This window comes from uncultured Aggregatibacter sp., from assembly GCF_901873365.1.
Classification (GTDB): domain Bacteria; phylum Pseudomonadota; class Gammaproteobacteria; order Enterobacterales; family Pasteurellaceae; genus Aggregatibacter.
On record NZ_CABFLM010000051.1, the window covers coordinates 1 to 25,228 of the forward strand.

The 25,228-nt window shown below is 44.1% G+C and carries 22 protein-coding genes and 1 other RNA gene; 17 read left to right on the forward strand and 6 right to left on the reverse strand.

Going from position 1 to position 25,228, the window contains the following annotated elements; all coding sequences use genetic code 11:
- Positions 1–304 precede the first annotated feature (304 nt).
- The 4 genes from corA to QZ106_RS03400 all read right to left on the reverse strand — a co-directional run bounded on the left by corA (position 305) and on the right by QZ106_RS03400 (position 4,794).
- Positions 305–1,252, reverse strand: a complete 948-nt coding sequence (gene corA, locus QZ106_RS03385; protein WP_021616961.1) for a magnesium/cobalt transporter CorA — start codon at positions 1,250–1,252, stop codon at positions 305–307.
- Positions 1,253–1,610: 358 nt separating this feature from the next.
- A complete protein-coding gene (gene holA / locus QZ106_RS03390) occupies positions 1,611–2,645 on the reverse strand; it encodes a DNA polymerase III subunit delta (protein ID WP_295974247.1) in 1,035 nt (344 codons plus the stop codon).
- Positions 2,645–3,148, reverse strand: coding sequence for an LPS assembly lipoprotein LptE (lptE, locus tag QZ106_RS03395; protein ID WP_295974249.1), 504 nt, complete (start codon positions 3,146–3,148; stop codon positions 2,645–2,647). Before lptE ends, holA begins: the two co-directional genes overlap by 1 nt.
- A gap of 146 nt (positions 3,149–3,294) precedes the next feature.
- On the reverse strand, positions 3,295–4,794 hold the full coding sequence (locus QZ106_RS03400) for a helicase HerA-like C-terminal domain-containing protein (RefSeq protein ID WP_295974251.1): 1,500 nt from the start codon (positions 4,792–4,794) through the stop codon (positions 3,295–3,297).
- A 144-nt stretch (positions 4,795–4,938) separates the two neighbouring features.
- Between QZ106_RS03400 and QZ106_RS03405 the strand changes: the two genes are divergently transcribed.
- The 17 genes from QZ106_RS03405 to mutS all read left to right on the forward strand — a co-directional run bounded on the left by QZ106_RS03405 (position 4,939) and on the right by mutS (position 24,043).
- Positions 4,939–5,607, forward strand: a complete 669-nt coding sequence (locus tag QZ106_RS03405; RefSeq protein ID WP_295974253.1) for an MOSC domain-containing protein — start codon at positions 4,939–4,941, stop codon at positions 5,605–5,607.
- Positions 5,608–5,609: 2 nt separating this feature from the next.
- Positions 5,610–6,083 (forward strand): YchJ family protein, encoded by a 474-nt coding sequence (locus tag QZ106_RS03410; RefSeq protein ID WP_295974254.1) that lies wholly within the window; start codon positions 5,610–5,612, stop codon positions 6,081–6,083.
- Positions 6,080–6,898 (forward strand): virulence factor BrkB family protein, encoded by an 819-nt coding sequence (locus QZ106_RS03415; protein ID WP_295974257.1) that lies wholly within the window; start codon positions 6,080–6,082, stop codon positions 6,896–6,898. The genes QZ106_RS03410 and QZ106_RS03415 overlap by 4 nt, the downstream gene beginning before the upstream one ends.
- The gene (locus QZ106_RS03420; protein ID WP_295974259.1) at positions 6,871–7,278 is read left to right on the forward strand and encodes a hypothetical protein; all 408 of its coding nucleotides are present in this window, start codon (positions 6,871–6,873) and stop codon (positions 7,276–7,278) included. The genes QZ106_RS03415 and QZ106_RS03420 overlap by 28 nt, the downstream gene beginning before the upstream one ends.
- The gene (gene dtd, locus QZ106_RS03425) at positions 7,275–7,709 is read left to right on the forward strand and encodes a D-aminoacyl-tRNA deacylase (protein WP_295974262.1); all 435 of its coding nucleotides are present in this window, start codon (positions 7,275–7,277) and stop codon (positions 7,707–7,709) included. Before QZ106_RS03420 ends, dtd begins: the two co-directional genes overlap by 4 nt.
- Before the next feature lie 25 nt (positions 7,710–7,734).
- A complete protein-coding gene (locus tag QZ106_RS03430) occupies positions 7,735–8,292 on the forward strand; it encodes a YggT family protein (protein WP_295974265.1) in 558 nt (185 codons plus the stop codon).
- Between the two features lie 11 nt (positions 8,293–8,303).
- Positions 8,304–8,594 carry a DUF167 family protein YggU gene (yggU, locus tag QZ106_RS03435; protein ID WP_295974267.1) on the forward strand — a complete coding sequence of 97 codons (291 nt, stop codon included), beginning with the start codon at positions 8,304–8,306 and terminating at the stop codon, positions 8,592–8,594.
- Positions 8,595–8,711: 117 nt separating this feature from the next.
- Positions 8,712–9,077: a transfer-messenger RNA gene (gene ssrA, locus QZ106_RS03440) on the forward strand.
- A gap of 427 nt (positions 9,078–9,504) precedes the next feature.
- Positions 9,505–10,410, forward strand: a complete 906-nt coding sequence (glyQ, locus tag QZ106_RS03445) for a glycine--tRNA ligase subunit alpha (RefSeq protein WP_209363919.1) — start codon at positions 9,505–9,507, stop codon at positions 10,408–10,410.
- A gap of 53 nt (positions 10,411–10,463) precedes the next feature.
- Complete coding sequence (locus QZ106_RS03450) at positions 10,464–11,114, forward strand: heme-binding beta-barrel domain-containing protein (protein ID WP_295974272.1); 651 nt, start codon at positions 10,464–10,466, stop codon at positions 11,112–11,114.
- Between the two features lie 10 nt (positions 11,115–11,124).
- A complete protein-coding gene (locus tag QZ106_RS03455; RefSeq protein WP_295974275.1) occupies positions 11,125–11,388 on the forward strand; it encodes a hypothetical protein in 264 nt (87 codons plus the stop codon).
- A gap of 163 nt (positions 11,389–11,551) precedes the next feature.
- Entirely contained in the window at positions 11,552–16,423 is a 4,872-nt protein-coding gene (locus tag QZ106_RS03460; RefSeq protein ID WP_295974278.1) for a S6 family peptidase, read from the forward strand.
- 85 nt (positions 16,424–16,508) lie between these two features.
- On the forward strand, positions 16,509–17,774 hold the full coding sequence (locus QZ106_RS03465) for a histidine-type phosphatase (protein ID WP_295974281.1): 1,266 nt from the start codon (positions 16,509–16,511) through the stop codon (positions 17,772–17,774).
- 5 nt (positions 17,775–17,779) lie between these two features.
- The gene (locus tag QZ106_RS03470; protein WP_295974283.1) at positions 17,780–18,145 is read left to right on the forward strand and encodes an endonuclease domain-containing protein; all 366 of its coding nucleotides are present in this window, start codon (positions 17,780–17,782) and stop codon (positions 18,143–18,145) included.
- 421 nt (positions 18,146–18,566) lie between these two features.
- Positions 18,567–19,037 (forward strand): OsmC family protein, encoded by a 471-nt coding sequence (locus QZ106_RS03475; protein WP_295974285.1) that lies wholly within the window; start codon positions 18,567–18,569, stop codon positions 19,035–19,037.
- 46 nt (positions 19,038–19,083) lie between these two features.
- Positions 19,084–21,252: a glycine--tRNA ligase subunit beta gene (glyS, locus tag QZ106_RS03480; RefSeq protein ID WP_295974287.1), complete on the forward strand. Its 2,169-nt coding sequence runs from the start codon at positions 19,084–19,086 to the stop codon at positions 21,250–21,252.
- A 190-nt stretch (positions 21,253–21,442) separates the two neighbouring features.
- Positions 21,443–24,043 carry a DNA mismatch repair protein MutS gene (mutS, locus tag QZ106_RS03485; protein ID WP_295974289.1) on the forward strand — a complete coding sequence of 867 codons (2,601 nt, stop codon included), beginning with the start codon at positions 21,443–21,445 and terminating at the stop codon, positions 24,041–24,043.
- 12 nt (positions 24,044–24,055) lie between these two features.
- Here the strand turns inward: mutS and QZ106_RS03490 are convergent, their stop codons facing one another.
- Both QZ106_RS03490 and rpoH read right to left on the reverse strand, forming a co-directional pair.
- Positions 24,056–24,193 carry a hypothetical protein gene (locus QZ106_RS03490; protein ID WP_295974291.1) on the reverse strand — a complete coding sequence of 46 codons (138 nt, stop codon included), beginning with the start codon at positions 24,191–24,193 and terminating at the stop codon, positions 24,056–24,058.
- 53 nt (positions 24,194–24,246) lie between these two features.
- Entirely contained in the window at positions 24,247–25,095 is an 849-nt protein-coding gene (gene rpoH, locus QZ106_RS03495) for an RNA polymerase sigma factor RpoH (protein WP_290521796.1), read from the reverse strand.
- Between the last annotated feature and the right edge of the window lie 133 nt (positions 25,096–25,228).

The following is a 25,228-nucleotide window of genomic DNA, read 5'->3' on the forward strand; positions in this document are numbered from 1 at the left end:
CTCAGAAGTGAAACGCTGTTATGCCGATGGTAGTGTGGGAGATTCCCATGTGAGAGTAGGTCACCGCCAAGTTTATTAGTATGAACCCCTGATGTGAGAGCGTCGGGGGTTTTTGGTTTTTCGGGGAAAAGTGGGAATTTGTTTATTGTTTTGATGGGTATCAGTGGTAGACCAATATTGAAGATTATGTTGATGTCTAATTTTTCTGATCTCATCAACATGATTAAGCCTACCACAGGTTTCTAATTTTATTGAGACAATGAAACCGTTGAATGCTCTACTTTATTTTTGCGTATTCGGTTAATTACAGCCATCCTTTCCGTTTGAAATACCAGTATGGTGCAAATGCGGCTAACGCCATTAATCCCAAAGCCATCGGGTAGCCGAATTTAAACCCAAGTTCCGGCATATCGTTAAAGTTCATACCGTAGTTGGAGGCGACTAATGTCGGTGGTAAGAAAATTACCGATACAACGGAGAAAATTTTGATAATGCGGTTCTGCTCAATATTGATAAAACCCATTGCCGCTTGTAGTAAGAAGTTGACTTTTTGGAACAGCGATTCATTATGTGGCTGCAAAGATTCAATGTCTCGTAAAATTTCACGCGCCTGTTCTAATTGATTCGCCGGTAAACGGGTTTTGCGTACTAAGAAACTGAGCGCGCGTTGTGTATCCATCAAACATAAGCGGACTTTAGAACTGGTGTCTTCTTGTTCCGTTAAGGTTGCTAAGGCTTCATCGAAGGCTTCTCCTTGCGTTCCGTTGAGTATCACGCGGCTTAATTTCTCCAAATCAGCATACACGTTTTCAATGACATCGGCTAATTGCTCAATTTTTGTTTCGAACAAATCGAGTAGCAATTCATAGGAGTTACATTCAATTAAACGCTGATTGCGGGAACGCATCCGATACAAACGGAATGCCGGTAATTCACGATCGCGCAAGGTGAATAAACGCCCATCGCGAATGGTGAACGCTACGCTGGCCAAATCAGCATAATCATTTTCATCTTCACAATAAAAGAAAGAGTGTAAGTGCAAACCATCTTCATCTTCAAAAAAACGTGCAGATGCTTCGATATCTTCTAACTCCAAGAAAGAGGCTAAGCTTTGGCCTAAACTTTCTTGTAAGGTTTCCCGCTCTTCTATGGTTGGTTCAATTAAATCAAGCCAAATGGCGGTATTTAATGGCTCAGCAGATTCATCGATGCGAACTAAGCGTGCATCTTCAAGGGCAAAGGCATTTATCATTTTGTCATACTCCCGATTGGACTATGCACAACGCAATGAACAACAATCAAACGAATGATCCTCTACTTTTGCGATCACAAGCGCGGTCGTTTTTATCCGTATTTTCAACGACAAAAAGAAAGCGATAAGGATTAAGAAGTTGCAAATTTTCGTCTGATAGAAAAGATGCCGAAAAAGAGAAAGGTAAATAAAACTTACCAACGAAACCATCGCCGATAAGTGAGAAAGGCGATAGTTACAGTGAAAACTCCGTTCGGTATCGACTGTGACTGTCCAAAGTGTGTGTCCTCATGTTACTAAATCGCGCGCAATGTTACGCTTGAAAAGTGACTTCGTCAAGGCGTTAATTGGAGGTATTTTAGACACAAAATCTCACTGAGAATGCCTCTAATTGCTGCCAAATGTCATCATTAAATTCTTGTTTTGTGCAGCGTTCTATCTCAGCAAGTTGTTGGAAAAAGAGATAAAGTTTACGATAGGTTAAACGTTGTATGGTTTGGCTAAATAATGGACGACGGTTTTGCCATACTTTAAGGCGATCAAAGTGTTCGCGTAGTTTAGCTGTCGGCAAAGGATCATCAAGTTTGGCTGGTTGTTCTGGTTTGCTGATCTCTAACAATGTCATCAAATCTCGTTGCAAGGTGCGTAACAAAATAATCGGTTGCACATCTTCATCTTTTAATCCGATTAAAATGCGACGGGCGCGGTTACCTTTGTCGGCAAGCATCGAATCAACCCATTGAAACGGGGTAAATACGGAAGACTGCTCTACCACCGCATTCACACGGGCAAAACTCAATTTTCGGTCGGCATAAAGCAAATCCAATAATTGCAAGGCTTGCTTCAGCGCCAGTAAATTATTTTCATAGCTGTAGCACAACAGTTGCACCGCTTCTTCGTCAATGCTTAAACCTAAACTTTTTGCCCGATTGCTTACCCAACGTGGCAACTGTTCTACATTTGGCGTTTGACAATTCACCAATACGGCTTCGGGCGCATATTGATTGGCGGCAATAAACCAAGCTTGATTTTCAGTAGTTTTCGTCAATTTCGCTAGGCGAAAAATCGGCAACACATCAGCGTGTAACAAGGAAACGAATTCCAACAGATTTTTCTGTAAAAGTGCGGTCAGATTTTCCGGTAAATCTAAGATAATGAGTTGCTTATTGAAAAATAAGCCCATGGATTGCACACGTTCAAACAACGCATTCCAGTCAGTGGAGGGATTAATTTCCAGCCCCCATTTTTCGTCGAATCCTTGTTTAAACGCAGCTTGTTGAATTGCATCCTGACTTTCAGCCAGTAATAACGGATCTTCACCCACGAGAAAATAAAGCGCAGCGGGTTGACGCGCTAACGAGAGAGAAAGCTGTTCAGGAAAAATGCGATTCATTAGTTGCCATGAATTTGGTGCTGTAAGGCCACCATTTTGTTAATTAACTGACGTGCAGCCTGCTCACGCATATCCTGCCAAATCACGTCTTTTTCTGCCGATTTTGCCAATGCCGCACGGGCGTTATCAAAGAATGTACGATTAACTTTGGTACTGATTGGGAAGTTGTCTTTATTTGGCAATTTCACGCTGGCTTCCACTTCTAAAATCAGCTGTTTTTCCGCCTCACGGCCTTGTTTGAAAATCGATACCACTTGATCTTTGCTTGAAATTTTATTTAAACGCAACACCGGAACATCGGCCTTGTCTTCCACTAAATTCACGTTGTTGAGTTGTAACTGACGACGCATGGATAACGCCATATCGCTATAAGGATCGCTACTTTCCAATTTTAACGTTTGTAATTCTTGAGGAATCAGTTCACCGTTTTGGAAGTGAAATCCACAGGCAGAAAGCGCCAACACGCCGGCGGACAACCATAAGGTTTTGAGGGGGTTTAGCATAAAATTTACCTTAAAAACCGACCGCACTTTTGCTTTAAGTGCGGTCATTTTTTTGACTAAAAATATGAGCCTTATTCTACAAGACTCCACTGTTTTACACTAGCCTTACCTTGTGCGGAAAGTGTGGTGCATTTTTCGGAGGAATTTTACTTCTTAAACGCGCCTAAAATTCCCCGCATAATTTGTTTGGTGATTTGGCTGCGGATGTTGCGTCCTACGGCTTTGGCAACGCCGCTGACCAGCTCTTCCGTTATGGTCAGTTGTTCACCGCGTTTTTTCGTACCGAAGATCATGCGGCTGAGGCTACCCATAATGCCGTTTTCTTCTTCCTGCTTGGCTTGTTCCGCTTGTTTTTGCGCCACGGCGGCTAAATCTGCTTGTTGGTTTAACACCTCAAAAGCAGATTCGTTATCCACATAATTTTTATAGAAGGCATACAAATCGTCGTCTTTCACCCAAGCGGTGCGTTGTTCGGCGGTAATCGGCGCTAATTGGCTTTTCGGTGGGAAAATGTAAGCAATTTCCACCGGTGTCGGCATGCCTTTTTCATCTAAGAACGAGACTAATGCCTGACCTACGCCGAGTGTTGAAATGGTTTCGACCACATTAATGTTTGGGTTGGAACGGAAGGTTTCCGCGGCTGATTTCACCGCCTTTTGATCGCGTGGTGTAAAGGCACGCAAGGCGTGTTGCACGCGGTTGCCTAATTGACCGAGCACGGTGTCCGGTAAATCCAATGGGTTTTGGGTCACGAAATAAATACCTACACCTTTGGAGCGAATCAAACGCACAACCTGTTCTACTTTATCTACTAATACGCTTGGTGCGCCGTCAAACAGCAAATGTGCTTCGTCAAAGAACATCACAAATTTCGGTTTGTCGGGATCGCCCACTTCCGGTAGCTGTTCAAACAATTCTGCCATTAACCAAAGCAAGAACGCGCTGTACATACGTGGAGAGTTAATTAATTTTTCCGAATTGAGCACATTGATGACGCCTCGACCATCACGGGTTTGTAGCCAGTCATCTAAGTTCAGAGCCGGTTCGCCGAATAAATTTGTTGCCCCCTCATTTTCTAAGGTTAATAAGGCACGTTGAATGGCGCCCACACTGGCGGCAGACACGTTGCCATATTCCACTTGGAAGGACTTGGCGTTTTCCGCTACATATTTCAACATGGCACGCAGGTCTTTTAGGTCGATAAGCAATAAGCCTTTGTCATCCGCCACACGGAACACGAGGTTGAGTAAACCTTCTTGCGTCGCGTTGAGATTTAATAAACGGGAGAGCAACAATGGCCCCATTTCAGAAATGGTGGTACGGAGTGGAATGCCGGTTTCGCCGAACACGTCCCAGAAAGAAACAGGATAACCGCTCAAATAGCTTTCGCCGCCTAAATTGAATTGTTCGATACGCTCGGCGATTTTGCCTTGCATCGCGCCCGGTTGCACTAAACCGGAAAGGTCGCCTTTCACATCCACTAAAAACACCGGCACGCCATCGTCACTAAAGGCTTCCGCCATTTTGCGTAATGTGACGGTTTTCCCTGTGCCGGTGGCGCCGGCAATTAAACCGTGGCGGTTCGCCATTTTTGCGGTGATACCAAGTTGTTGGTTTTGGCTAGTTTGGGCGAGTAAATATTGCATATTTTGTTGTTCCTAATTGATTGCGTATTAAGCGAGGCATGATATTTAAAAAACACAGTGCGGTCAAAAATTTCAGTGTTTTTACGTTATAATCTGCCACATTTTATTAGTTTATTAATTTATTAGTACGATTTGGAGTGAGGTATGTCAAAAGCAGAAGTTTTAATCATAAAAATTGGGGAAGTTGCACAGTTGACCTTTGCCGATGGATCGCAATATGAAAGTGCGATTCGTAAGCAGCCGGTCGCGTCGGTGAAAATTCATGCGTTGGGGGCGGAAGGCAATGATGTTGGGTTAAAAGCGCATCACGGTGGTCCGGATAAAGCCTTATTTTTTATGTCTGACGTATCTTTTCCGGCATTAAATGCCTTGTTAGGTGAAAATTTTACTTACGATAATACGGCAATTTATGGCGAAAATTTTGTGGTATCGGGATTTAATGAAGATTCTGTGTGCGTGGGCGATCGATTTAAAATCGGTTCGGTGCTATTGGAAGTATCTCAACCGCGTAAACCTTGCGAACGGTTGTCGAAAAATACCGAAAATGAAAATACGCAGAAAATTGTGCATCAATCAGGTTGGACGGGCTGGTATGTCCGCGTAATTGAAACCGGTGAGATTCACAAGGGCGATGAGATAATTTTGCAACAGCGTCCGTATCCGCAATTTACTATTCGTTATTTAAATCGTTTATTATCCGATAAACCGAGCATGGCGGAATTGGAACAAGCTCTGGCTATTGAAGAATTAGCTCCGGCATTTAAGCGTTCGTTAAATTCACAACTGATGAAATTACAAGAAAAACAGAGCTAAATATGACCGCACTTTTAGATTCGATTTGCCCTTGTCAGTCAAATAAATCTTACAAGGATTGTTGTGGGCGTTTTCACACACATGCGCAATTTCCTGAAACCGCTGAGCAACTCATGCGCTCCCGTTATGCCGCTTATGTGCTGAAAAATGTGTCTTATATTGTGGACACTACCGTACCAAGCCAACAGGCGTTACTTAACGTACAAGCCATTCAAGCATGGGCAGAAAATACGCAATGGCTCGGATTAAAAATTTTGAACACGGAAAGCTTAACGAAAACCCAAAGTGCGGTGGAATTTAACGCCGTTTTTCAAGGTGAGGAGGGGGAACAGACGCATCATGAGCGGTCGATTTTTGTGAAAATTGATGGGCGTTGGTATTTTGTCGATCCAACGGTGCCGCTGCCGACGATGAAACAACCTTGCGTGTGCGGTTCCGGCAAAAAATTTAAGCATTGTTGCGGGGGCTTTTTATGAGTGAGTGGAAAACGTTTTTTACAATCTTTTGGCAGCGTTTTAATCAGAATAAATTAACCCAAGCCGCCGGTTATTTAACGTACAGCACCATGCTTGCTATTGTGCCGTTAATTATGGTGGTGTTTTCTATTTTCTCGGCATTTCCGGTGTTTAATGAAGTAACCGGTGCCTTGAAAGAGTTTATTTTCACCAATTTTGCCCCGTCAGCAAGCGACATGGTGGGGCAATACATTGATGAATTTGTGAATAATTCCAAAAAAATGAGTGCGGTGGGGATTATCAGCTTGATTGTCGTGGCGCTGATGTTGATTAATTCCATCGATCGCACGCTAAACAGCATTTGGCATGACACCGAAACGCGACCGATTTTTACGTCTTTTGCGATTTATTGGTTGATTCTGACGCTTGGCCCGCTGTTAGTTGGCGTCAGTATTGCCGCCAGTGCTTATGTAAAAACCATGTTTGAGAGCGCGTCAAACTTTTCTTTTGGACTGAAACTGTTAAGTCTTGTGCCGTTTTTATCCACGTGGTTTATTTTCACGATGATTTATATGGTGGTGCCGAATAAAAAAGTCAGCATCAAACATTCTGCTGCCGGTGCGCTGATTGCCGCGGTGTTTTTCACCTTGGGTAAGCAGGCGTTTGCTTGGTATATCGTGACGTTTCCCTCTTATCAATTAATTTATGGCGCGATGGCGACTCTGCCAATTATGTTGCTGTGGATTCAGTTAAGCTGGACGGTTGTGTTGCTCGGCGCGCAATTAGCAGCAGTGTTGGCAGAAGTGCGATGGAAAAAACAGGAGAATTCATTATGAATGGGGTTTTGGGACCACATGAAGGCAAAGAGTTAGCGTTAATGCTTAATCATAAAAAGAATGTAGCTTTATTTAATAATGATTTAGGCATCCCTGCTGAATTTTTCCCATATATTGAACAAGGGATTTTTGTTGTTCTGGAACAAGCTAATGAAATTTACGTATCGACAGATGACTTTGCGTTAATAAATTTTATTGTTTATCGGAAAGGCTACGAGGTTCAGGCGGAAAAATTAAAGCACTTGTTAGCGGAAGGCGCAACTGAGTTTATACCTGAGATAGAAAGGGAGATTGGACGGATTTTAGGATATAACGAACAGGATATTGAGTTTTATCTTGTCAATTTAGAACAACATTTAAAACGTAGAGAAGAATTATGATCGCATTAATTCAACGGGTAACGCAGGCGAAAGTGGAAGTGGGTGGCGAAGTCGTCGGGCAAATCGGCAAAGGCTTGTTGGTGTTGCTGGGCGTCGAAAAAGATGACGATCGCGCCAAAGCGGATAAATTGGCGGAGAAAGTGCTGAATTATCGCGTGTTTAGCGACGAGAACGACAAGATGAATTTGAACGTACAACAAGTGGCTGGCGAAGTCTTGGTGGTGTCTCAATTTACGTTAGTGGCAGATACACAAAAAGGGCTTCGTCCGAGCTTTTCCAAAGGCGCAACACCATCGTTAGCAAACGAACTTTATGAATATTTTGCCCAAAAGTGCGGTGAAAAAGTGAAGGTGGAATGCGGCCGATTTGCAGCGGATATGCAGGTGAGTTTAACTAATAACGGGCCGGTGACATTTTGGTTGCAGGTATAAGTTTAAATAAAATTAAGGAGATATCATGAATACGATTCAATTTTTACTGTCAACCATCATCAGTATTTACGGTTTTATTTTCGTTTTGCGCGCGTGGTTTCAGATTGCCAAGGTGGATTTTTATCATCCGCTTTCTCAGGCGTTAGTTAAAGTCACGCAGCCCGTGTTAAATGTTTTAGGAAAATTTGCGCCTATGGTGAAAGGCGTGAATCTTGCCGCATTGCTTGCTTGTTTTATTTTGGGTGTAGGGAAATTAGCAGTTATTCAGTTTTTAGATATGGTAGAAGCCTCACTTGTCGCTTATGTCCTCGTTGGTGTTCTGAATGTGGTACACGCCGTAGGGGAAGCGGTTTTTTATGTGTTATTGATTAGCGCGATAATGAGTTGGTTTAATCGTTCGCCTAACGCCATGCAATATATGTTGTATCAGTTGAGTGAGCCTTTACTGCGCCCGATTCGCAAACTGTTGCCGAATACCGGCATGATTGATTTCTCACCGATGGTCGTGGTATTCATTTTATTCTTTGCCAACAAAGTGTTGTATGACGTATTTGGTCAACTTTGGGCTATTGCAACATTGTAGATGGGGGAAACATGGCGGTAACCTGTATAGGCAATGATTTGCGACTGGTGATTTTTCTACAGCCTAAAGCGGCGCAGGATAAAATCGTCGGATTGTATAATGGCGAATTAAAGGTTTGTATCACCGCACCGCCGGTAGAAGGGCAGGCGAATGCGCATTTGCTGAAATTCCTCAGTAAATTATTTAAAGTGCCGAAAAGTACGATTATTTTGGAAAAAGGTGAATTAAGCCGTCATAAGCAAGTTCTCATTCCTTCACCGAAAGCCATGCCGAAGGAAATTGAAAGCCTAGTGCAAAAATAAGCCGATAAGGGAGCCTCAAAGCGATCTATAAATATGGCGAGTCAATGTGGATTTCTGTGAAAATGAGGGAATGGCTTTATTTTAGGGTGATATTTTGCTATCCTTACGCCTACTTTTGGGGCTGATTCTGGATTCGACGGGATTAGCGAAGCCCGAGGTGCACGTCGAGGTGCGGTAGGCCTCGTAAATAAACCGCAAAAAAATAGTCGCAAACGACGAACAATACGCTTTAGCAGCTTAATAACCTGCTCATAGCCTTCGCTCCCCAGCTTCCGCTCGTAAGACGGGGATAAAGCGGAGTCAAACCCAAACGAGATCGTGTGGACGCCGCCGTTTGAGGATCGAAGCATTAAATTGAATCAAACTAGCTTAATTATCGCGTGTCTGTCCGCAGGGTTAAGCGAATCTTAAAGACTGACTAAACGTGTAGTACTAACGGTAGAGGAATTCCGGACGGGGGTTCAACTCCCCCCAGCTCCACCAAATCCAATTCCAAACAGGTTTTATAAAGTCCGATAAAGTCTTGGCGCATAACGCTCCAAGGCTTTTTATTGTCCTATTTAATCCTATCCATTCCAACCTAATCCAACGATTTTAGTAACACCGATAGTAACACTATGATAAAATAACTCAGGCCGATGTTACTACAAGCATTAAGAGTCTTATGCTACAAGGCTTTTACCGCTTTTTATATTTCTTAAATGACAGGTGATTCCGCACTGACTTCAAGGGCTTTTTTATATCCTAAGCGTTCCTATCCAATCCTATAAACTCCTTGAGTTTGTGTTATTTGTTTCATGCATTTTTCTGATTTCGCCATTGTTCAAAATTTTCTGCCTTTCCTTTATCCCGCCCTGTGTTTTCAGTATAATGAAGCGTATTTTTAACCTTTCAATTTATAGAATCAATTATGACAAAATTTAATGTAAAAACTTTCCAAGGCATGATTCTTGCCTTACAAGAATACTGGGCGAACCAAGGCTGCACCATTGTGCAACCCTTTGATATGGAGGTGGGCGCAGGGACCTCTCACCCGATGACCGCATTGCGTGCGCTAGGCCCTGAGCCGATGGCGTTTGCGTATGTGCAACCTTCCCGCCGTCCGACTGATGGCCGTTATGGCGAAAACCCAAACCGTTTACAGCATTACTACCAATTCCAAGTGGTGATTAAACCCTCTCCGGACAACATCCAAGAATTGTATTTAGGTTCCCTTGAAATGCTTGGCTTTGACCCGACCAAAAACGACATTCGTTTTGTGGAAGATAACTGGGAAAACCCAACGCTAGGCGCATGGGGCTTGGGCTGGGAAGTCTGGTTAAACGGCATGGAAGTGACCCAATTTACCTATTTTCAGCAAGTGGGCGGCTTAGAATGTAAACCGGTTACCGGCGAAGTGACCTACGGTTTAGAGCGTTTGGCAATGTACATTCAAGGCGTGGATTCTGTATATGACTTAGTTTGGTCTGACGGCCCGCTTGGCAAAACCACTTATGGCGATGTGTTCCATCAAAACGAAGTGGAACAATCCACCTATAACTTTGAATATGCCGACACCGATTTCTTATTCTATTGCTTCGATCAATATGAAAAAGAAGCGAAAAGTTTATTGGAATTAGAACGTCCGTTACCGTTGCCGGCTTACGAGCGCATTTTAAAAGCGGCACACAGCTTTAACTTGTTAGACGCGCGCAAAGCCATTTCCGTTACTGAACGCCAACGCTACATTTTACGTATTCGTGCGTTAACCAAAGGTGTGGCTGAAGCCTATTATGCCAGCCGTGAAGCCTTGGGTTTCCCGGGCTGTAAAAAATAAAGCGAAAAGTCACCGCACTTTATGTTTCAACACAACGATATAAGGAGAGCATCATGAGCGATTTTCAATATCCGGAAGATATTTACACCGAAGCGGAACCGGATGTAAACACGCTGGCAAATTTAGGGCCTTTAGCGCCGATGGCGGGAATTTGGGAGGGCAAGCGCGGTTTGGATATCAATCCAAAGGCGGAAGGGCCGGAGAAAGATCCTTATATCGAACATTACGAGTTGCAACCGATTGATGCACAAACTAATGGTCCACAACTGTATTACGGCTTACGTTATCACACGCGGATTGTGCAGCCGGATGAAGTGGAAACCTTTCACGATCAAGTGGGCTATTGGTTATGGGAACCTGCAACCGGCACGATTTCTTTGTCGTTAAGTATTCCACGTGGACAAAGCCTGATTGCCACCGGTCATGCCGCACCGGATGCGAAAGAATTTACGCTAAAAGCTGTGCGTGGATCTCTAACGAATGGCATTATCTCAAATCCGTTTATTGAGCAATCTTTCACCACAGAAAGCTATGAGATTACGGTGAAAATTCATGAGGATGGCACGTGGTCTTACGATCAAATTACCACAATGATTATCCCAAATTACGACGAACCATTTGAGCATCGTGATCGTAACCGTTTAACCAAAATCGGCGAACCAACGCCAAATCCAACCGCACTTGCGGCCGCTGCCCAAAAATAAGGAGGCGAAAATGTCTAAACCTGTATTGTTTTATAGCGCTGAATGTCCTGATACACCCTCTTTTGTGGCGGAATTAAAGGCGTTAAACGTGGATTATGAAGAAATTGAAGTGCAATCCTCCTTGCCGAATTTAAAACGCTTTTTACGCTTGCGTGATAACGAAGCGGTGTTTGATGAGGCGAAAGCTAAAGGTTATGCAGGCTTGCCGGCGTTGTTGTTGGCGGACGGTCGAGTGATTTTGGATGAAGCCCAATTAAAATCGATTTTTGCCTGATTTAAAATGATGCCTAAGTGCGGTCGATTTCAGGCTAGAATTGCTGGATGATTCATCATTCACGGCTTGTTGTATAAGCGAAACATTTTTCTAATCGGCGATGATGCTTTGATGTTCCCCATCATCAGTTAATTTTAACCCTCATTTTATTTGAGCCCATTTTATGCAAAAGACAACTTTCAAACCCAAATTCATCGCTGCGTTTGTCGCATTGAACCTAAGCTCAGTGGCCTTCGCCGGACAAGTTTATTCCGGCGTGGATTATCAATATTTTCGTGATTTTGCCGAGAATAAAGGTAAGTTTACGCCCGGTGCGCAAAATATAGAGGTGGTGAATAAAAAAGGCGAATCTATCGGCACCATGATGCAAAACGCGCCGATGATAGATTTTTCGGTGGTTAGCCGTAATGGTGTGGCAGCACTGGTGGGCGATCAATATATCGTTAGCGTGGCACATAATGTGGGTTATAGTGGTGTTGACTTTGGCATGGAGGGCAGTAACCCCGATCAGCACCGATTCGGTTATAACATCGTTAAACGAAATAATTATAAAAACGACTCCACTCACCCTTACATGACGGACTATCATAACCCTCGTTTAACCAAATTCGTCACAGAAGCTGCGCCGATAGAAATGGTGTCAAAGATGCAGGGCAGCACCTATGGCGATTTAGAAAAGTATCCAACGCGGGTACGAATTGGTAGCGGTCGGCAAGTTGTGCGTGATGCTCAGGACAAGGATACAGAGGTTTCAGGCGCATACCACTACAGAACCGCAGGTAATACGTTTATGCAAGGCTGGGCGAACAATGGTGAGGTCAGTTTAAGCGGTGATGTGCGTTATCCGAATCAATATGGTCCGTTACCCATTTCAGGTTCTGGCGGTGACAGTGGTTCCCCGATGTTTATTTACGATAAAACCGCAGGAAAATGGCTGTTAAACGGCGTATTGCGTAGCGGACACCCTTATGAAGGCAAAGAGAACACCTACCAAATTGCACGTAAGAATTATTTGGATGAAATCATTGCAAGAGATTTGGTCACCGTATTTGAACCAACCGTAGCCTCTTATGACTGGACAGCGGATGACAACGGCAAAGGGAAATTAACTAAAGGCGGTAGTGGTGGCACAGACACTCCGCTTGCCAATTACAGCCTAGCGTCTTCGGGGAGTGATGAAGCCTTTGGATATGGTGGACCAAACCCTTATATGCCGGCACTTCATCACGGTAAAAACATTTACTTTGGAAATCTGGAAAACGGCACAGTAACCCTGAAAAATAATATCGATCAGGGTGCCGGTGGCTTGACTTTCGAAGGGGATTTTGTGGTTCAGCCTAATGCGGATGAAACCTGGAAAGGTGCCGGTGTTTCAGTGGGGGAAGGCAGTACCGTTACATGGAAGATTAAAAATCCGGCAGGCGATCGCTTATCTAAAATTGGGCAAGGTACGTTATTGGTCAATGGCAAAGGCGAAAACCTAGGCGATATCAGCGTGGGAGATGGTGTCGTTGTCTTGAATCAACAAGCGGACGAGAAAGGCAAAAAACAAGCCTTTAATCAATTAGGCATTGCGAGCGGTCGCCCAACGGTGAAATTAGAAAGTGACGACCAAGTTAATCCAAACAATATTTATTTTGGCTTTCGTGGTGGTCGTTTAGATCTTAACGGCCATTCACTAACCTTTAATCGCATTCAAAATACCGATGAAGGCGCACAAATTGTCAACCACAACAAAGACGCTGAATCTACCGTCAAAATTTTGGGCAATGAACAAATTGCTGATGAGAAAAACATTAACCAATCCAAAGCCACGGCGTTTAACGGCTGGTTTGGCGAAACCAATGCCGCACTTCACAATGGTCGATTAAATATCGACTATCAACCTACACACGCAGACAGCGTCTTTTTGTTGTCAGGTGGTGCTAACTTAAACGGCAATATTACGCAGGAAAACGGCACGTTAGTCTTTAGCGGACGCCCAACGCCTCATGCCTATAATCACTTGAATAAACCGGCGCTCATTGGACGACCACAAGGTGAGGTGGTGCAAGATGATGATTGGTTAAGTCGCACATTCAAAGCCGATAATTTCATTATTAACGGCGGAAGTGCGGTCGTTTCTCGGAATGTTTCTGAGATAAGTGGTAATTGGCAATTAAGCAAAGATGCCAAGGCGACATTCGGCGTGACCGACAAACAGGCGAATTTCATTTGCGCGCGCTCTGACTGGACGGGGCTCACAAAATGCGATAATCAAACCTTGTCGGATAAAGCTTTTCGTAGCATTGAACGGACGAAAATCAAGGGATCGCTCAGTGCGTCTGATAGTGCGACTTTACTTGTTCAAGGGCTGGCTGATGTGGTTGGTAGCGTCATGCTAAGTGGATTCAGCCGATATCATTTAACCCATAATGCCACCCAAACCGGTATGCTTCATGTTAATGATCGCGCGGTAGCAACGGTGGACAACGCCACGTTGGCAGGGGATGTATGGCTTTCGGATATTACCACCCTCAACCTTGTGAACACCCGCTTCACTCACCAAATTCGAGGAAGCAAACACACATCGGTGTCGTTGTCAGACAATGCGCACTGGACGTTGCCGGAGAGCACAAGGGTAGGTAATTTAAGTCTTGATAATAGCCAAATTACGTTAAATCCGGATTTTACGACACAAAAGGATAATCAAACGTTTAACACGTTAGAAGTGTTGGGAGATCTTGACGGAAATGGCACCATTAATTACCGCACTTATTTGCAGGAAAATAAAGGCGACCATGTCATTGTACGAGGCAAAGCGGCAGGGAATTTCGTATTAAATGTGCGTAACACCGGTGCAGAACCACAAAACTTGGCACAGCTTAGCTTGTTGGAATTAAATAATCCTGCGCAATCTGACGATGTCAATGTTTCTTTAGCCAATGGCAGTGTGGATGCCGGGGCATACCGCTATGAACTCAGAAATGACGATTTTGATTATCGACTCTACAACCCTAAAAAAGAAAAAGAGCTCGCTGATCAAGAACGCATTGCGGAAGAAAAACGTAAAGCCGACGAAGCAGCTCGTCTAGCGGAAGAAAAACGCAAAGCCGAAGAAGCTGCTCGCCTAGAGGAAGAAAAACGTAAAGCCGATGAATCTGCCCGTCTAGCGGAAGAAAAACGTAAAGCCGATGAAGCTGCCCGTCTAGCGGAAGAAAAACGTAAGGCCGATGAAGCCGCTCGTCTAGCGGAAGAGAAACGTAAAACGGAAGAGGCCGCACGTTTAGCGGAGGAAAAACGCAAAGCGGACGAAGCGGCACGCTTAGCGGAAGAGAAACGTAAAACGGACGAAGCCGCACGCTTAGCGGAAGAAAAGCGTAAAGCCGATGAAGCAGCTCGCTTAGCCGAAGAAAAACGTAAAGCGGAAGAGGCAGCACGTTTAGCGGAAGCAAATCGTAAAGCGGAAGAAGCAGCTCGCTTAGCCGAAGAAAAACGCAAAGCCGAAGAAGCAGCTCGTTTAGCGGAAGAAAAACGTAAAGCCGAAGAAGCAGCACGTTTAGCGGAAGAAAAACGTAAAGCGGAAGAAGCGGCACGTTTAGCCGAAGAAAAACGTAAAGCAGAAGAAGCCGCACGCTTAGCCGAAGAAAAACGTAAAGCGGATGAAGCCGCACGTTTAGCGGAAGCAAATCGCAAAGCAGAAGAAGCTGCACGCTTAGCGGAAGAGAAACGTAAAGCAGAAGAAGCGGCACGTTTAGCGGAGGAAAATCGTAAAGCCGAAGAAGCGGCACGTTTAGCCGAAGAAAAACGTAAAGCCGAAGAGGCCGCGCGTTTAGCCGAAGCAAATCGTAAAGCAGAAGAAGCCGCACGTTTAGCCGAAGAGAAACGTAAAGCGGACGAAGCGGCACGTTTAGCGGAAGAAAATCGTAAAGTCGAAGAAGCGGCACGTTTAGCGGAAGAAAATCGTAAAGTCGAAGAAGCGGCACGTTTAGCGGAGGAAAAACGTAAAGCGGAAGAAGCCGCACGTCTAGCCGAAGAGAAACGCAAAGCGGAAGAAGCCGCACGTCTAGCCGAAGAGAAACGCAAAGCCGAAGAAGCCGCACGTCTAGCCGAAGAGAAACGTAAAGCAGAGGAAGCTGCTCGTTTAGCTGAGTCAAACCGTAAAGCGGATGTGAAAACGGAACAAAAAGATCTGATTAGCCGTTATTCAAATAGTGCATTATCCGAGTTGTCAGCAAGTGCGAATAATGTGCTGCTCGTTCTCGATGAATTAAATAAACAGCTTGTCGGAGAGAATTTATCTCATGTTTGGGTAAATACAATGCATTCTTCCCGTCGTTATGATGCGAATGAATTCCGTGCTTACAAGCAAGAAACGAATTTAACCCAACTTGGTGCGCAACACATTGATGATAATTATCGTCTTGGTCTGTTGTTCTCTCATGCCAGAGCAAACAATACCTTTGATGACAATATCGGCAGTAAAAATCGTCTAACCATGCTATCGGCTTTCGGTAAATATGATTTTGCTAATGGCTTGAATGTCTTTGCCGATATGAGCTATGGTTCAAGTGCGGGTGAAATTCGCGGTGAATTGCAAAATGCAGATATCCAACGCCATATTGTGGCATTGGGTGCAGGGGTAGGTTACCAACTGAAGTTAGGTAAATTGGCGTTTAAACCGAATGCAAGCGTACATCGTTACCATATTTCAAGTGAGGATTATCAATACGATCAATCTCGAATTCATACGCCATCCGCGAATTTTAATGTTTACCAAGCGGGTGTCACAGTGGATTACACCTTTGGCCCATGGGCAGGTGTCATGCTTCGTCCGTCCGTGAGCGTCAATTATGTGGATGCCTCCGATTCCAAGCTTGCGGTACAGGTGAATCAGGTACCATTGATGCAACGTTTTGACCGTTATTGGCAGCAAGAAATTGGCTTAAGTGCCGGTTTCGGCGGCTGGCAGGTTGGCGGTTATGCTGCCCAATCTCGCGGCAAACAGTTGGATAAACAACATCAGTTTGGTTTGAAAGTCGGGTATCGTTGGTAAAGCAATCGAACCAGACAGAAACAAGCACGAAAGATGATAGCGTTGTGCTGTTATCGAGCTATTCTTATTTAGAAAGGTAAAAAAGATGAAAAAAACACCTCAAATTCTGACCGCACTTTTGCTGGGTTCTGCCTTCGCGGGCGGTGTATTTGCCGAGGAACATCGCCCAAATACACCGAGTGCAGAGTATGAACTTGAGAAAGTCTTGATTTTTAGTCGTCATGGATTGCGCTCGCCGGTGGAAAAAGATCCACAGGAAATGGCAAAATATTCCCCGTATGCGTGGGCGAAATGGGATGTGCCATCCGGACATCTCACGGCAAAAGGCACTGTGCTAGAAACCTATTTCGGGCAATATTTAGGGCAATGGCTGGCAGACAAAGGGTTGTTAACTGCAGAACGTTGTGCATCGGGCGAAGGTATTTTCGCTTATGCGAATGCAGTACAACGCACAGTTGCAACGGGGCAAGCCATTGTAGCAGGCGCATTTGCGGGCTGTAATGTTCAACTGCAACATCATGGTAAAATTGGTTCAGAAAAAGATCCTATTTTTAACACCCAAGCGCACAATCCAAGTAAAGCCTTGATTGAATCGGCAAAAAATAACGTTGATTTAACCGCTTTACAGCAAAAATTAGCGCCAAATTATGCGCTATTGAGTGAAATCATTGATTATAAAAATTCACCAAACTGCTTGCAAAAAGGCGAGTGTGATTTAGGTGGAAAAGTCGGCGAATACAGTATTAAAGACGGCAAGTCGGTCAAAATTACGGGTTCTATCAGCACCGGAAAGAAAATTGTCAGTGCATTATTGCTCGCCCATTATGTGGGCAAACCTGATGCAGAAATCGCAAACGGTCGCGTGGATAGCCAAGAAAAATGGCGTGCAATTAACGAAATTAAAAACGAATATTACCGCACGTTATTTAAAAACAACGAAGCGTTAGCACAAAATGCCTCATATCCGTTATTGGCATTTATTCAGCAACAGCTAAATAGTGAAAACAAAATTAGCTTGTTGGTTGGACACGATTCCAATATCGTTGCTTTGCTTGCGGCACTAGGCGTTGAGCCTTATGAGTTGGATGATTCATTGGAAAATATCCCAATCGGTGGCAAGTTGCTATTTGAAGTGTGGAAGCATAAACCAAGTGGCAAGCTCAAATTTAAGTTGGATTATGTGTATCAAACCACCGACCAGCTGATTAACATCACGCCATTAAGTTTAGCGACACCACCAAACCAAACAGCATTAAGTCTCAAAGGTTGTGAAAAAGATGAACATGGCTTCTGTGATTACGAGCGTTTTCAACAGGTGTTGAGTGAGAGTATTGAAAAGGGTATGAAATAGCGTTCATGCAACCCTATGAAAAATACTTAAAAGAGAATTCGCAGAAATTGCGAGCGGATCAGACGGATGCAGAAAGAAAGCTATGGCAACGCATCAATCGAGATCAATTATTAGGTTTTCGATTTAATCGACAAAAGCCACTTTTAAGTTATATCGTTGATTTTTATTGTGCGAAAGCAAAGCTGATTATCGAATTGGACGGTAGTCAGCACTATGAACCTGATTATCAGGAAAAAGATGCATTGCGAGATGCAGAATTAAATTCACTTGGTTTTACGGTGATGCGGTTTAGCAATGATGAAGTCATGTGTGAAATTGAAGCGGTAGTCGAGCAGATTTATTTGTTTTTAGAGAATGTAAGGGCGGATTGAGTATGAGGTTGGATTAATTTCTGCCAAATCTCCCCTAACCCCTCTTTGCTAAAGAGGAGGATTTCTTGAGTAAATTGATAGTAGTGGGCTATTTATATTTTAGAATATAAGGGATTGTTGAGTATTAGGTTGGATTAACGTCTACCACAAACGCTTGCGTTTGAACGTTGCTTTAGCAACGGCACGAAGTGAGAGCGAAGCGAGTAAATCTCCCCTAACCCCTCTTTGCTAAAAAGGGGAATTCTTTAGTAAATTGATTGTAACTGACTCATTTACATTTTAATTTCAATAAAGATTAAATTATCTGCTTTCAAAAAACGTTAAAGTAAAAAATAGATATTTAACTCTGCAAAGATCCAATCCCCTCTTTAGCAAAGAGGGGTAGGGGAGATTTGGCAGGAGTGATAACGAAGAAAATATAATGAAGCAACATACTTATCAAACTACCGTAGAGTGGGTGGGGAATTTAGGGCGAGGCACATCCTCTTATACTGCGTATGAGCGAGATTTTATTGCTTCGGCATTGAATAAACCTAATATTTTAGGTTCTGCTGATCCTGCTTTTCGTGGCGATAAAACTCGTTGGAATCCTGAAGATATGTTACTGACATCTATTTCTGCCTGTCATAAATTATGGTATTTACATTTTTGTGCAGTTAATAACATTATTGTGCAAGAATACCGTGATGAAGCAATAGCGATTATGGATGAAGGCAGTTCTGAGCATGCAGGACGCTTTATTTCGGCAACATTAAAACCTCGTGTGAGAATTTCAAGCGAGTCGGATGCCGTTAAGGCATTGGCATTACATGAAAATGCGCATCACGCGTGTTTTATTGCAAATTCACTTAATTTTCCGGTGAAATGTGAAGCTATTATTGAAAAAGATTAAATTAAAATAAAATGGTGCCAAGGCGCACCTTACCAGAGAAAACAAAATGACAACCCAAAACTTCCTAGTAGAAATCGGCACAGAAGAGCTGCCACCAAAAGCTCTCAAAGCATTAGCAACCTCTTTTGCGGATAACGTTGAGGCGGAATTGAACCAAGCAAGTTTAACCTTCGACAAAATCGAATGGTTTGCGGCGCCGCGTCGTTTGGCAGTAAAAGTGTTGAACTTAGCCACACAACAACCGAGCAAAGAAATTGAAAAGCGCGGGCCCGCAGTGTCAGCAGCCTTTGATGCCGAAGGTAAACCAACTAAAGCGGCTGAAGGCTGGGCGCGAGGTTGTGGCATTACCGTTGAGCAAGCAGAACGCATTGCGACTGATAAAGGTGAATGGCTCGTTCATCGTGCGAAAATTGAAGGTCAACCGACCAAAAACTTGCTTAACGGCATCGTGGCAAATGCGTTGGCGAAATTGCCAATTCCAAAACCGATGCGTTGGGCAGATAAAACCGTGCAATTTATCCGTCCGGTTCATACCGTGACTATGTTATTAGGTGATGAGTTAATTGAAGGCGAAATTTTAGGTGTAGCAAGCGCACGCACTATTCGCGGTCACCGTTTCTTAGGCGAGAAAGAATTTGAAATTCAACATGCAGACCAATACCCGCAATTATTACGTGAAAAAGGTTCTGTAGTAGCAGATTTCAACGAGCGTAAAGCAGAAATCCTTGCAAAATCTCAAGCAAAAGCGACCGCACTTGGCGGCGTGGCTGATATTGAAGAAAGCTTGCTTGAAGAAGTCACTTCTTTGGTGGAATATCCAAACGTCTTAGCGGCGAAATTCGAAGAACGTTTCTTAGCCGTGCCTGCGGAAGCCTTGGTTTACACCATGAAAGGCGACCAAAAATATTTCCCAATTTATGACAAAGACGGCAAATTATTACCGCACTTTATTTTCGTATCAAACATCAACCCGGAAGATCCAACCGCGATTATTGAAGGGAATGAAAAAGTGGTTCGTCCACGTTTAACCGATGCGGAATTCTTCTTCAAAACCGACTTAAAACAAAAACTCGTTGATCGTTTACCACGTTTAGAAACTGTGTTGTTCCAACAACAGCTCGGTACATTGAAAGATAAAACTGACCGTATCGAACAACTTGCAGGCGAAATTGCAAAACAAATCGGTGCAGACGAAGCGAAAGCAAAACGTGCCGGCTTACTGTCAAAATGTGACTTAATGACCAACATGGTGTTCGAATTCACTGATACTCAAGGCGTCATGGGTATGCACTATGCGCGTCACGACGGTGAAGACGAAGAAGTGGCGGTGGCGTTAAACGAACAATATATGCCACGCTTTGCGGGAGATGAGTTACCGAAATCCTTAGTGGCAAGTGCGGTCGCTTTAGCGGATAAATTTGACACGTTAACGGGGATCTTCGGCATCGGACAAGCACCAAAAGGCAGTGCAGACCCGTTCGCACTTCGCCGTGCAGCATTAGGGGCATTGCGTATTATCGTTGAGAAAAATTTACCTATTGATCTAAATGATATTATTGGTAAATCATTTGATTTATATAGAAAACAAGAAGCAGATAAATTTGATAATGATTCATGGGCTAAGGCTCTAAATGTATCTTACCCAGAAGGATATATTCTAACTTTCACTCGAGGAAAAAATAAAGAACCTATACCTAAACAAAAGATTGTTGATGAGGTTGTGGATTTCATGCTCGGTCGTTTCCGTGCGTGGTATCAAGATGAAGGCATTGCAGTGGATGTGATTCAAGCGGTATTGGCGCGTCGTCCAACCCGCCCTGCTGATTTTGATGCGCGTGTGCGTGCGGTTTCTCATTTCCGTACCCTTGATTCTGCGGAAGCCTTGGCGGCCGCCAATAAACGTGTGGCGAATATTTTGGCGAAAGCGGAAGGCGACATTGGCGCAGTTGATGTGGCGTTATGCATTGAGCCGGCAGAACAAGTGCTTGCGCAAAGCGTGTTAAGTTTGGCAAAAGAGGTTCAGCCGTTAATCGCACAAGGCGAATACACGGCGGTGTTGGATAAACTCGCCGGCTTGCGTCAACCGGTAGATAACTTCTTTGATAATGTGATGGTGAATGCGGAGGATGCCAAATTGCGTCAAAACCGTTTAGCTATTTTGAACACATTACAAGGTTTATTCTTACAAGTGGCGGATATTTCGTTGTTACAATAACGCCTGTGCTTTATGGCAGCGTTGCCGATTAAATGGTGTTTTGCCGAATGTTAAGAAACGCTCGCAGAGGCTTGATTCTGCGGGTGTTTTGTTTTCATACGCTTATCGCAAAGCATTACATCTATTCCGCCGACAACCCCGTGGTGTCAGGTGATTTCTTCCCAATTAATCCAACAATAGTGCTAACTTTATGATGTCAAAAGAAAATTTCGAACAGCATACGCCAATGATGAAACAATATCTGCAACTCAAAGCGGAGAATCCGGATATTTTGTTATTTTATCGCATGGGCGATTTTTACGAGCTGTTTTACGACGATGCAAAACGCGCCTCCGCACTGTTGGATATTTCGCTGACCAAACGCGGACAATCCGCAGGGCAGCCAATTCCTATGGCTGGCGTGCCTTATCACGCGGTGGAAGGCTATTTAGCGAAGTTGGTGCAGTTAGGGGAGTCCGTCGCTATTTGCGAACAAATCGGTGATCCGAATACGGCGAAAGGCCCTGTTGAACGCCAAATCGTGCGCATTGTCACGCCGGGCACGGTGAGTGATGAAGCGTTGTTACCGGAACGGCAAGACAACCTCATTGCCGCAGTGTATCAGGAAAACGATCACTTCGGTTTGGCGACCTTAGACATGACATCCGGTCGTTTTCAGCTATGCGAACCGCAATCCAAAGCGGATTTGCAAACGGAATTACAACGCATCGCGCCGGTAGAATTGCTTTATTGTGAGGATTTTGCTGATTTTCACCTCATTGAACACGCTAAGGGTTTGCGTCGTCGCCCTATTTGGGAATTCGAGCTAAAAACCGCCATTCAACAGCTTTGCCATCAATTTAATACCAAAGACTTGCGCGGATTCGGTGTGGAAAAAGCGATTCTGGGCTTATGTGCCGCCGGTTGTTTATTGCAATACGCACGCGAAACGCAACGCACCGCCTTGCCGCATATTCAAAGCATTCATCTCATTCAACACAGCGAAAATATTCAGTTGGACGCGGCAACCCGTCGCAATTTGGAGCTCACTCAAAATCTGGCGGGCGGTACGGAAAACACGCTGGCGGCTGTGTTGGACAAATGCGTCACCCCAATGGGGAGTCGTTTGCTCAAACGCTGGATTCACCAACCGATTTGCGATGTAGAAAAACTCACGCAACGCCAACAAGCCATTGGGGCGATTTTAGAACAGGATTTAGTGGCAGATTTACAACCTTATTTGCAACAAGTGGGTGACATGGAACGTATTTTGGCACGCGTGGCGTTACGCACCGCTCGTCCGCGTGATTTAACCCGCTTGCGTACCGCTTTAGAGCAGATTCCTTATATAAAAAATCGGTTGGCTGAAAAAACATCCGCCAAAATGACCGCACTTTATCAGCAGCTAGGTGATTTTTCGGCACAATTTGATCTGTTACAACGAGCGATTATTGACAGCCCACCGGTGTTAATTCGTGATGGTGGCGTTATTGCGGCAGGTTACAATGCAGAATTGGATGAATGGCGTGAATTAGCCGACGGTGCCACCCGTTATTTGGAAGATCTGGAACAGCGGGAACGGGAAAGCACCGGTATTGATACGTTGAAAATAGGCTTCAATGCCGTGCACGGCTATTACATTCAAATTAGCCAAGGGCAAGCCCATAAAGCACCGATTCATTATGTGCGTCGTCAAACCTTAAAAAATGCCGAACGTTATATCATTCCTGAACTGAAAACCTATGAAGACAAGGTGTTGAAAGCAAAAGGCGCTTCTTTGGCGTTGGAAAAGCAGCTATACGATGAAATTTTCGACCAATTATTACCGCACTTGGGTGACTTACAACTCGCCGGTTTGACATTAGCCGAATTGGATGTGCTCACCAATTTGGCGGAACGGGCGGAAAGCCTGAATTATGTGGCACCGACCTTCTCGACACAAACGGGCATTCATATTCAAAACGGCCGTCACCCTGTGGTGGAGCAAGTATTGAAGGAACCGTTTATTGCCAACCCTACAGAACTTACTGAACAGCAACATTTTCTCATTATCACCGGCCCGAATATGGGCGGTAAAAGTACCTATATGCGCCAAACGGCGCTGATTACCTTAATGGCGTACATGGGCAGTTTTGTGCCGGCAGACAGTGCGATAATTGGCCCTGTTGATCGTATTTTTACCCGTATCGGTGCGTCTGATGATCTTGCTTCAGGGCGCTCAACCTTCATGGTGGAAATGACGGAAATGGCGAATATTCTGCATCAAGCGACGGACAAAAGTTTGGTGTTAATTGATGAAATCGGCCGTGGAACCTCCACTTATGACGGTTTGTCCCTCGCTTGGGCTTGCGCCGAATGGTTAGCGAAGAAAATCCGTTCTTTAACCTTATTCGCCACCCACTATTTTGAGCTCACCGTGCTGCCGGAACAGGTGCAAGGCATCGGCAATATTCATTTAGACGCCATTGAGCATAATGACACTATCGCTTTCATGCACGCTGTACAAAAAGGTGCTGCCAGTAAAAGTTACGGTCTTGCGGTCGCTGCCTTGGCAGGTGTACCACAACAAGTCATCAAGCTTGCCAAACAAAAACTGGTGCAATTAGAAAAACTGTCACAGCAAAACGCCAACCAACAGATTCAGGATCTTCGTTTATTAAATCAACGCCAAGGTGAATTAGCATTTGATCAGGCAGAAGATGAAAATAAGGAGATGTTATTGAATATGTTGCAAGAATTAGATCCGGATGAATTAAGTCCAAAACAGGCATTGGCGTATTTGTATCAGCTAAAGAAAATGGTGAAAGGGTGATGTTATTGATTTTCAAATAAATCGGTCATTTTCATCGTAAAGTGCGGTCACAAAATCCAACGGATTTTGAGCGTTGGTTTTGTCAAAGGCGCCATTAAAGCAAATAACCGAGCTCAATTCGATTGTGAGTAATTTCTGCGATATTTTCATTGAGAATCCAATAAAAAAACCGACATGGCTGTCGGTTTTTTGATATCGGTAAATTAGACACTTATTGCAGTTTTTAATTTTTTCAGTGCGTTGGTTTCGAGCTGACGAACACGTTCGGCAGAAATATTGTATTTTGCTGCCAAATCTTGCAACGTCGCTTTGGTTTCATCCAACCAACGTGCTTTGATAATGTCTTGACTACGAGCATCCAAGTTATCCAAAGCGACAGCAAGTCGGTCGGTAGCTTGTGCTTCGTAATTTTCATTTTCTAATTCCGCTGCAAAATTGGAGCTTTTATCTTCCAAGTATAATGCCGGTGCATAGGTTTCTTCATCATGATCATCGGTTGGTAAATCAAAGGTGACATCCGCCCCGGTCATGCGCGATTCCATTTCCACCACATCTTGCGGAGAAACGCCTAGCTCATTGGCTACCATATCCACTTCGTTTTCATTAAACCAACCTAAGCGCTGTTTTGTTTTACGTAGATTAAAGAACAACTTACGTTGCGCTTTGGTCGTTGCGACTTTCACAATACGCCAGTTACGTAAAACGTATTCGTGAATTTCCGCTTTGATCCAATGCACCGCAAAAGACACTAAGCGAACACCGACCTCCGGGTTAAAACGCTTAACCGCTTTCATTAAACCGATATTGCCTTCTTGAATTAAATCCGCTTGTGGCAAGCCATAACCGGAATAGCCACGGGCAACATGGATAACGAAGCGCAAGTGAGATAACACGAGTTTTTTTGCCGCTTCAATATCTTCGTGGTAATACAAACGTTCCGCGAGTTCCTTTTCCTCTTCCGCCGTTAACATCGGGTATTCGTTCGCTGCGCGAATATAGGCTTCTAAGCTTCCTTGGGGAACTAACATCATGGTTTGAGTTTCTTTATCCATCATCTTCCTTCTTACTTACATCACCAAGCTTGATTAAGCTCAGTTATAACATAATTCATCAGAATTTCAATCGGTTTGGACGATTGAATTCTATCATTTCACGGTTAATATGACCTATTTTTAGCCTAAAAGT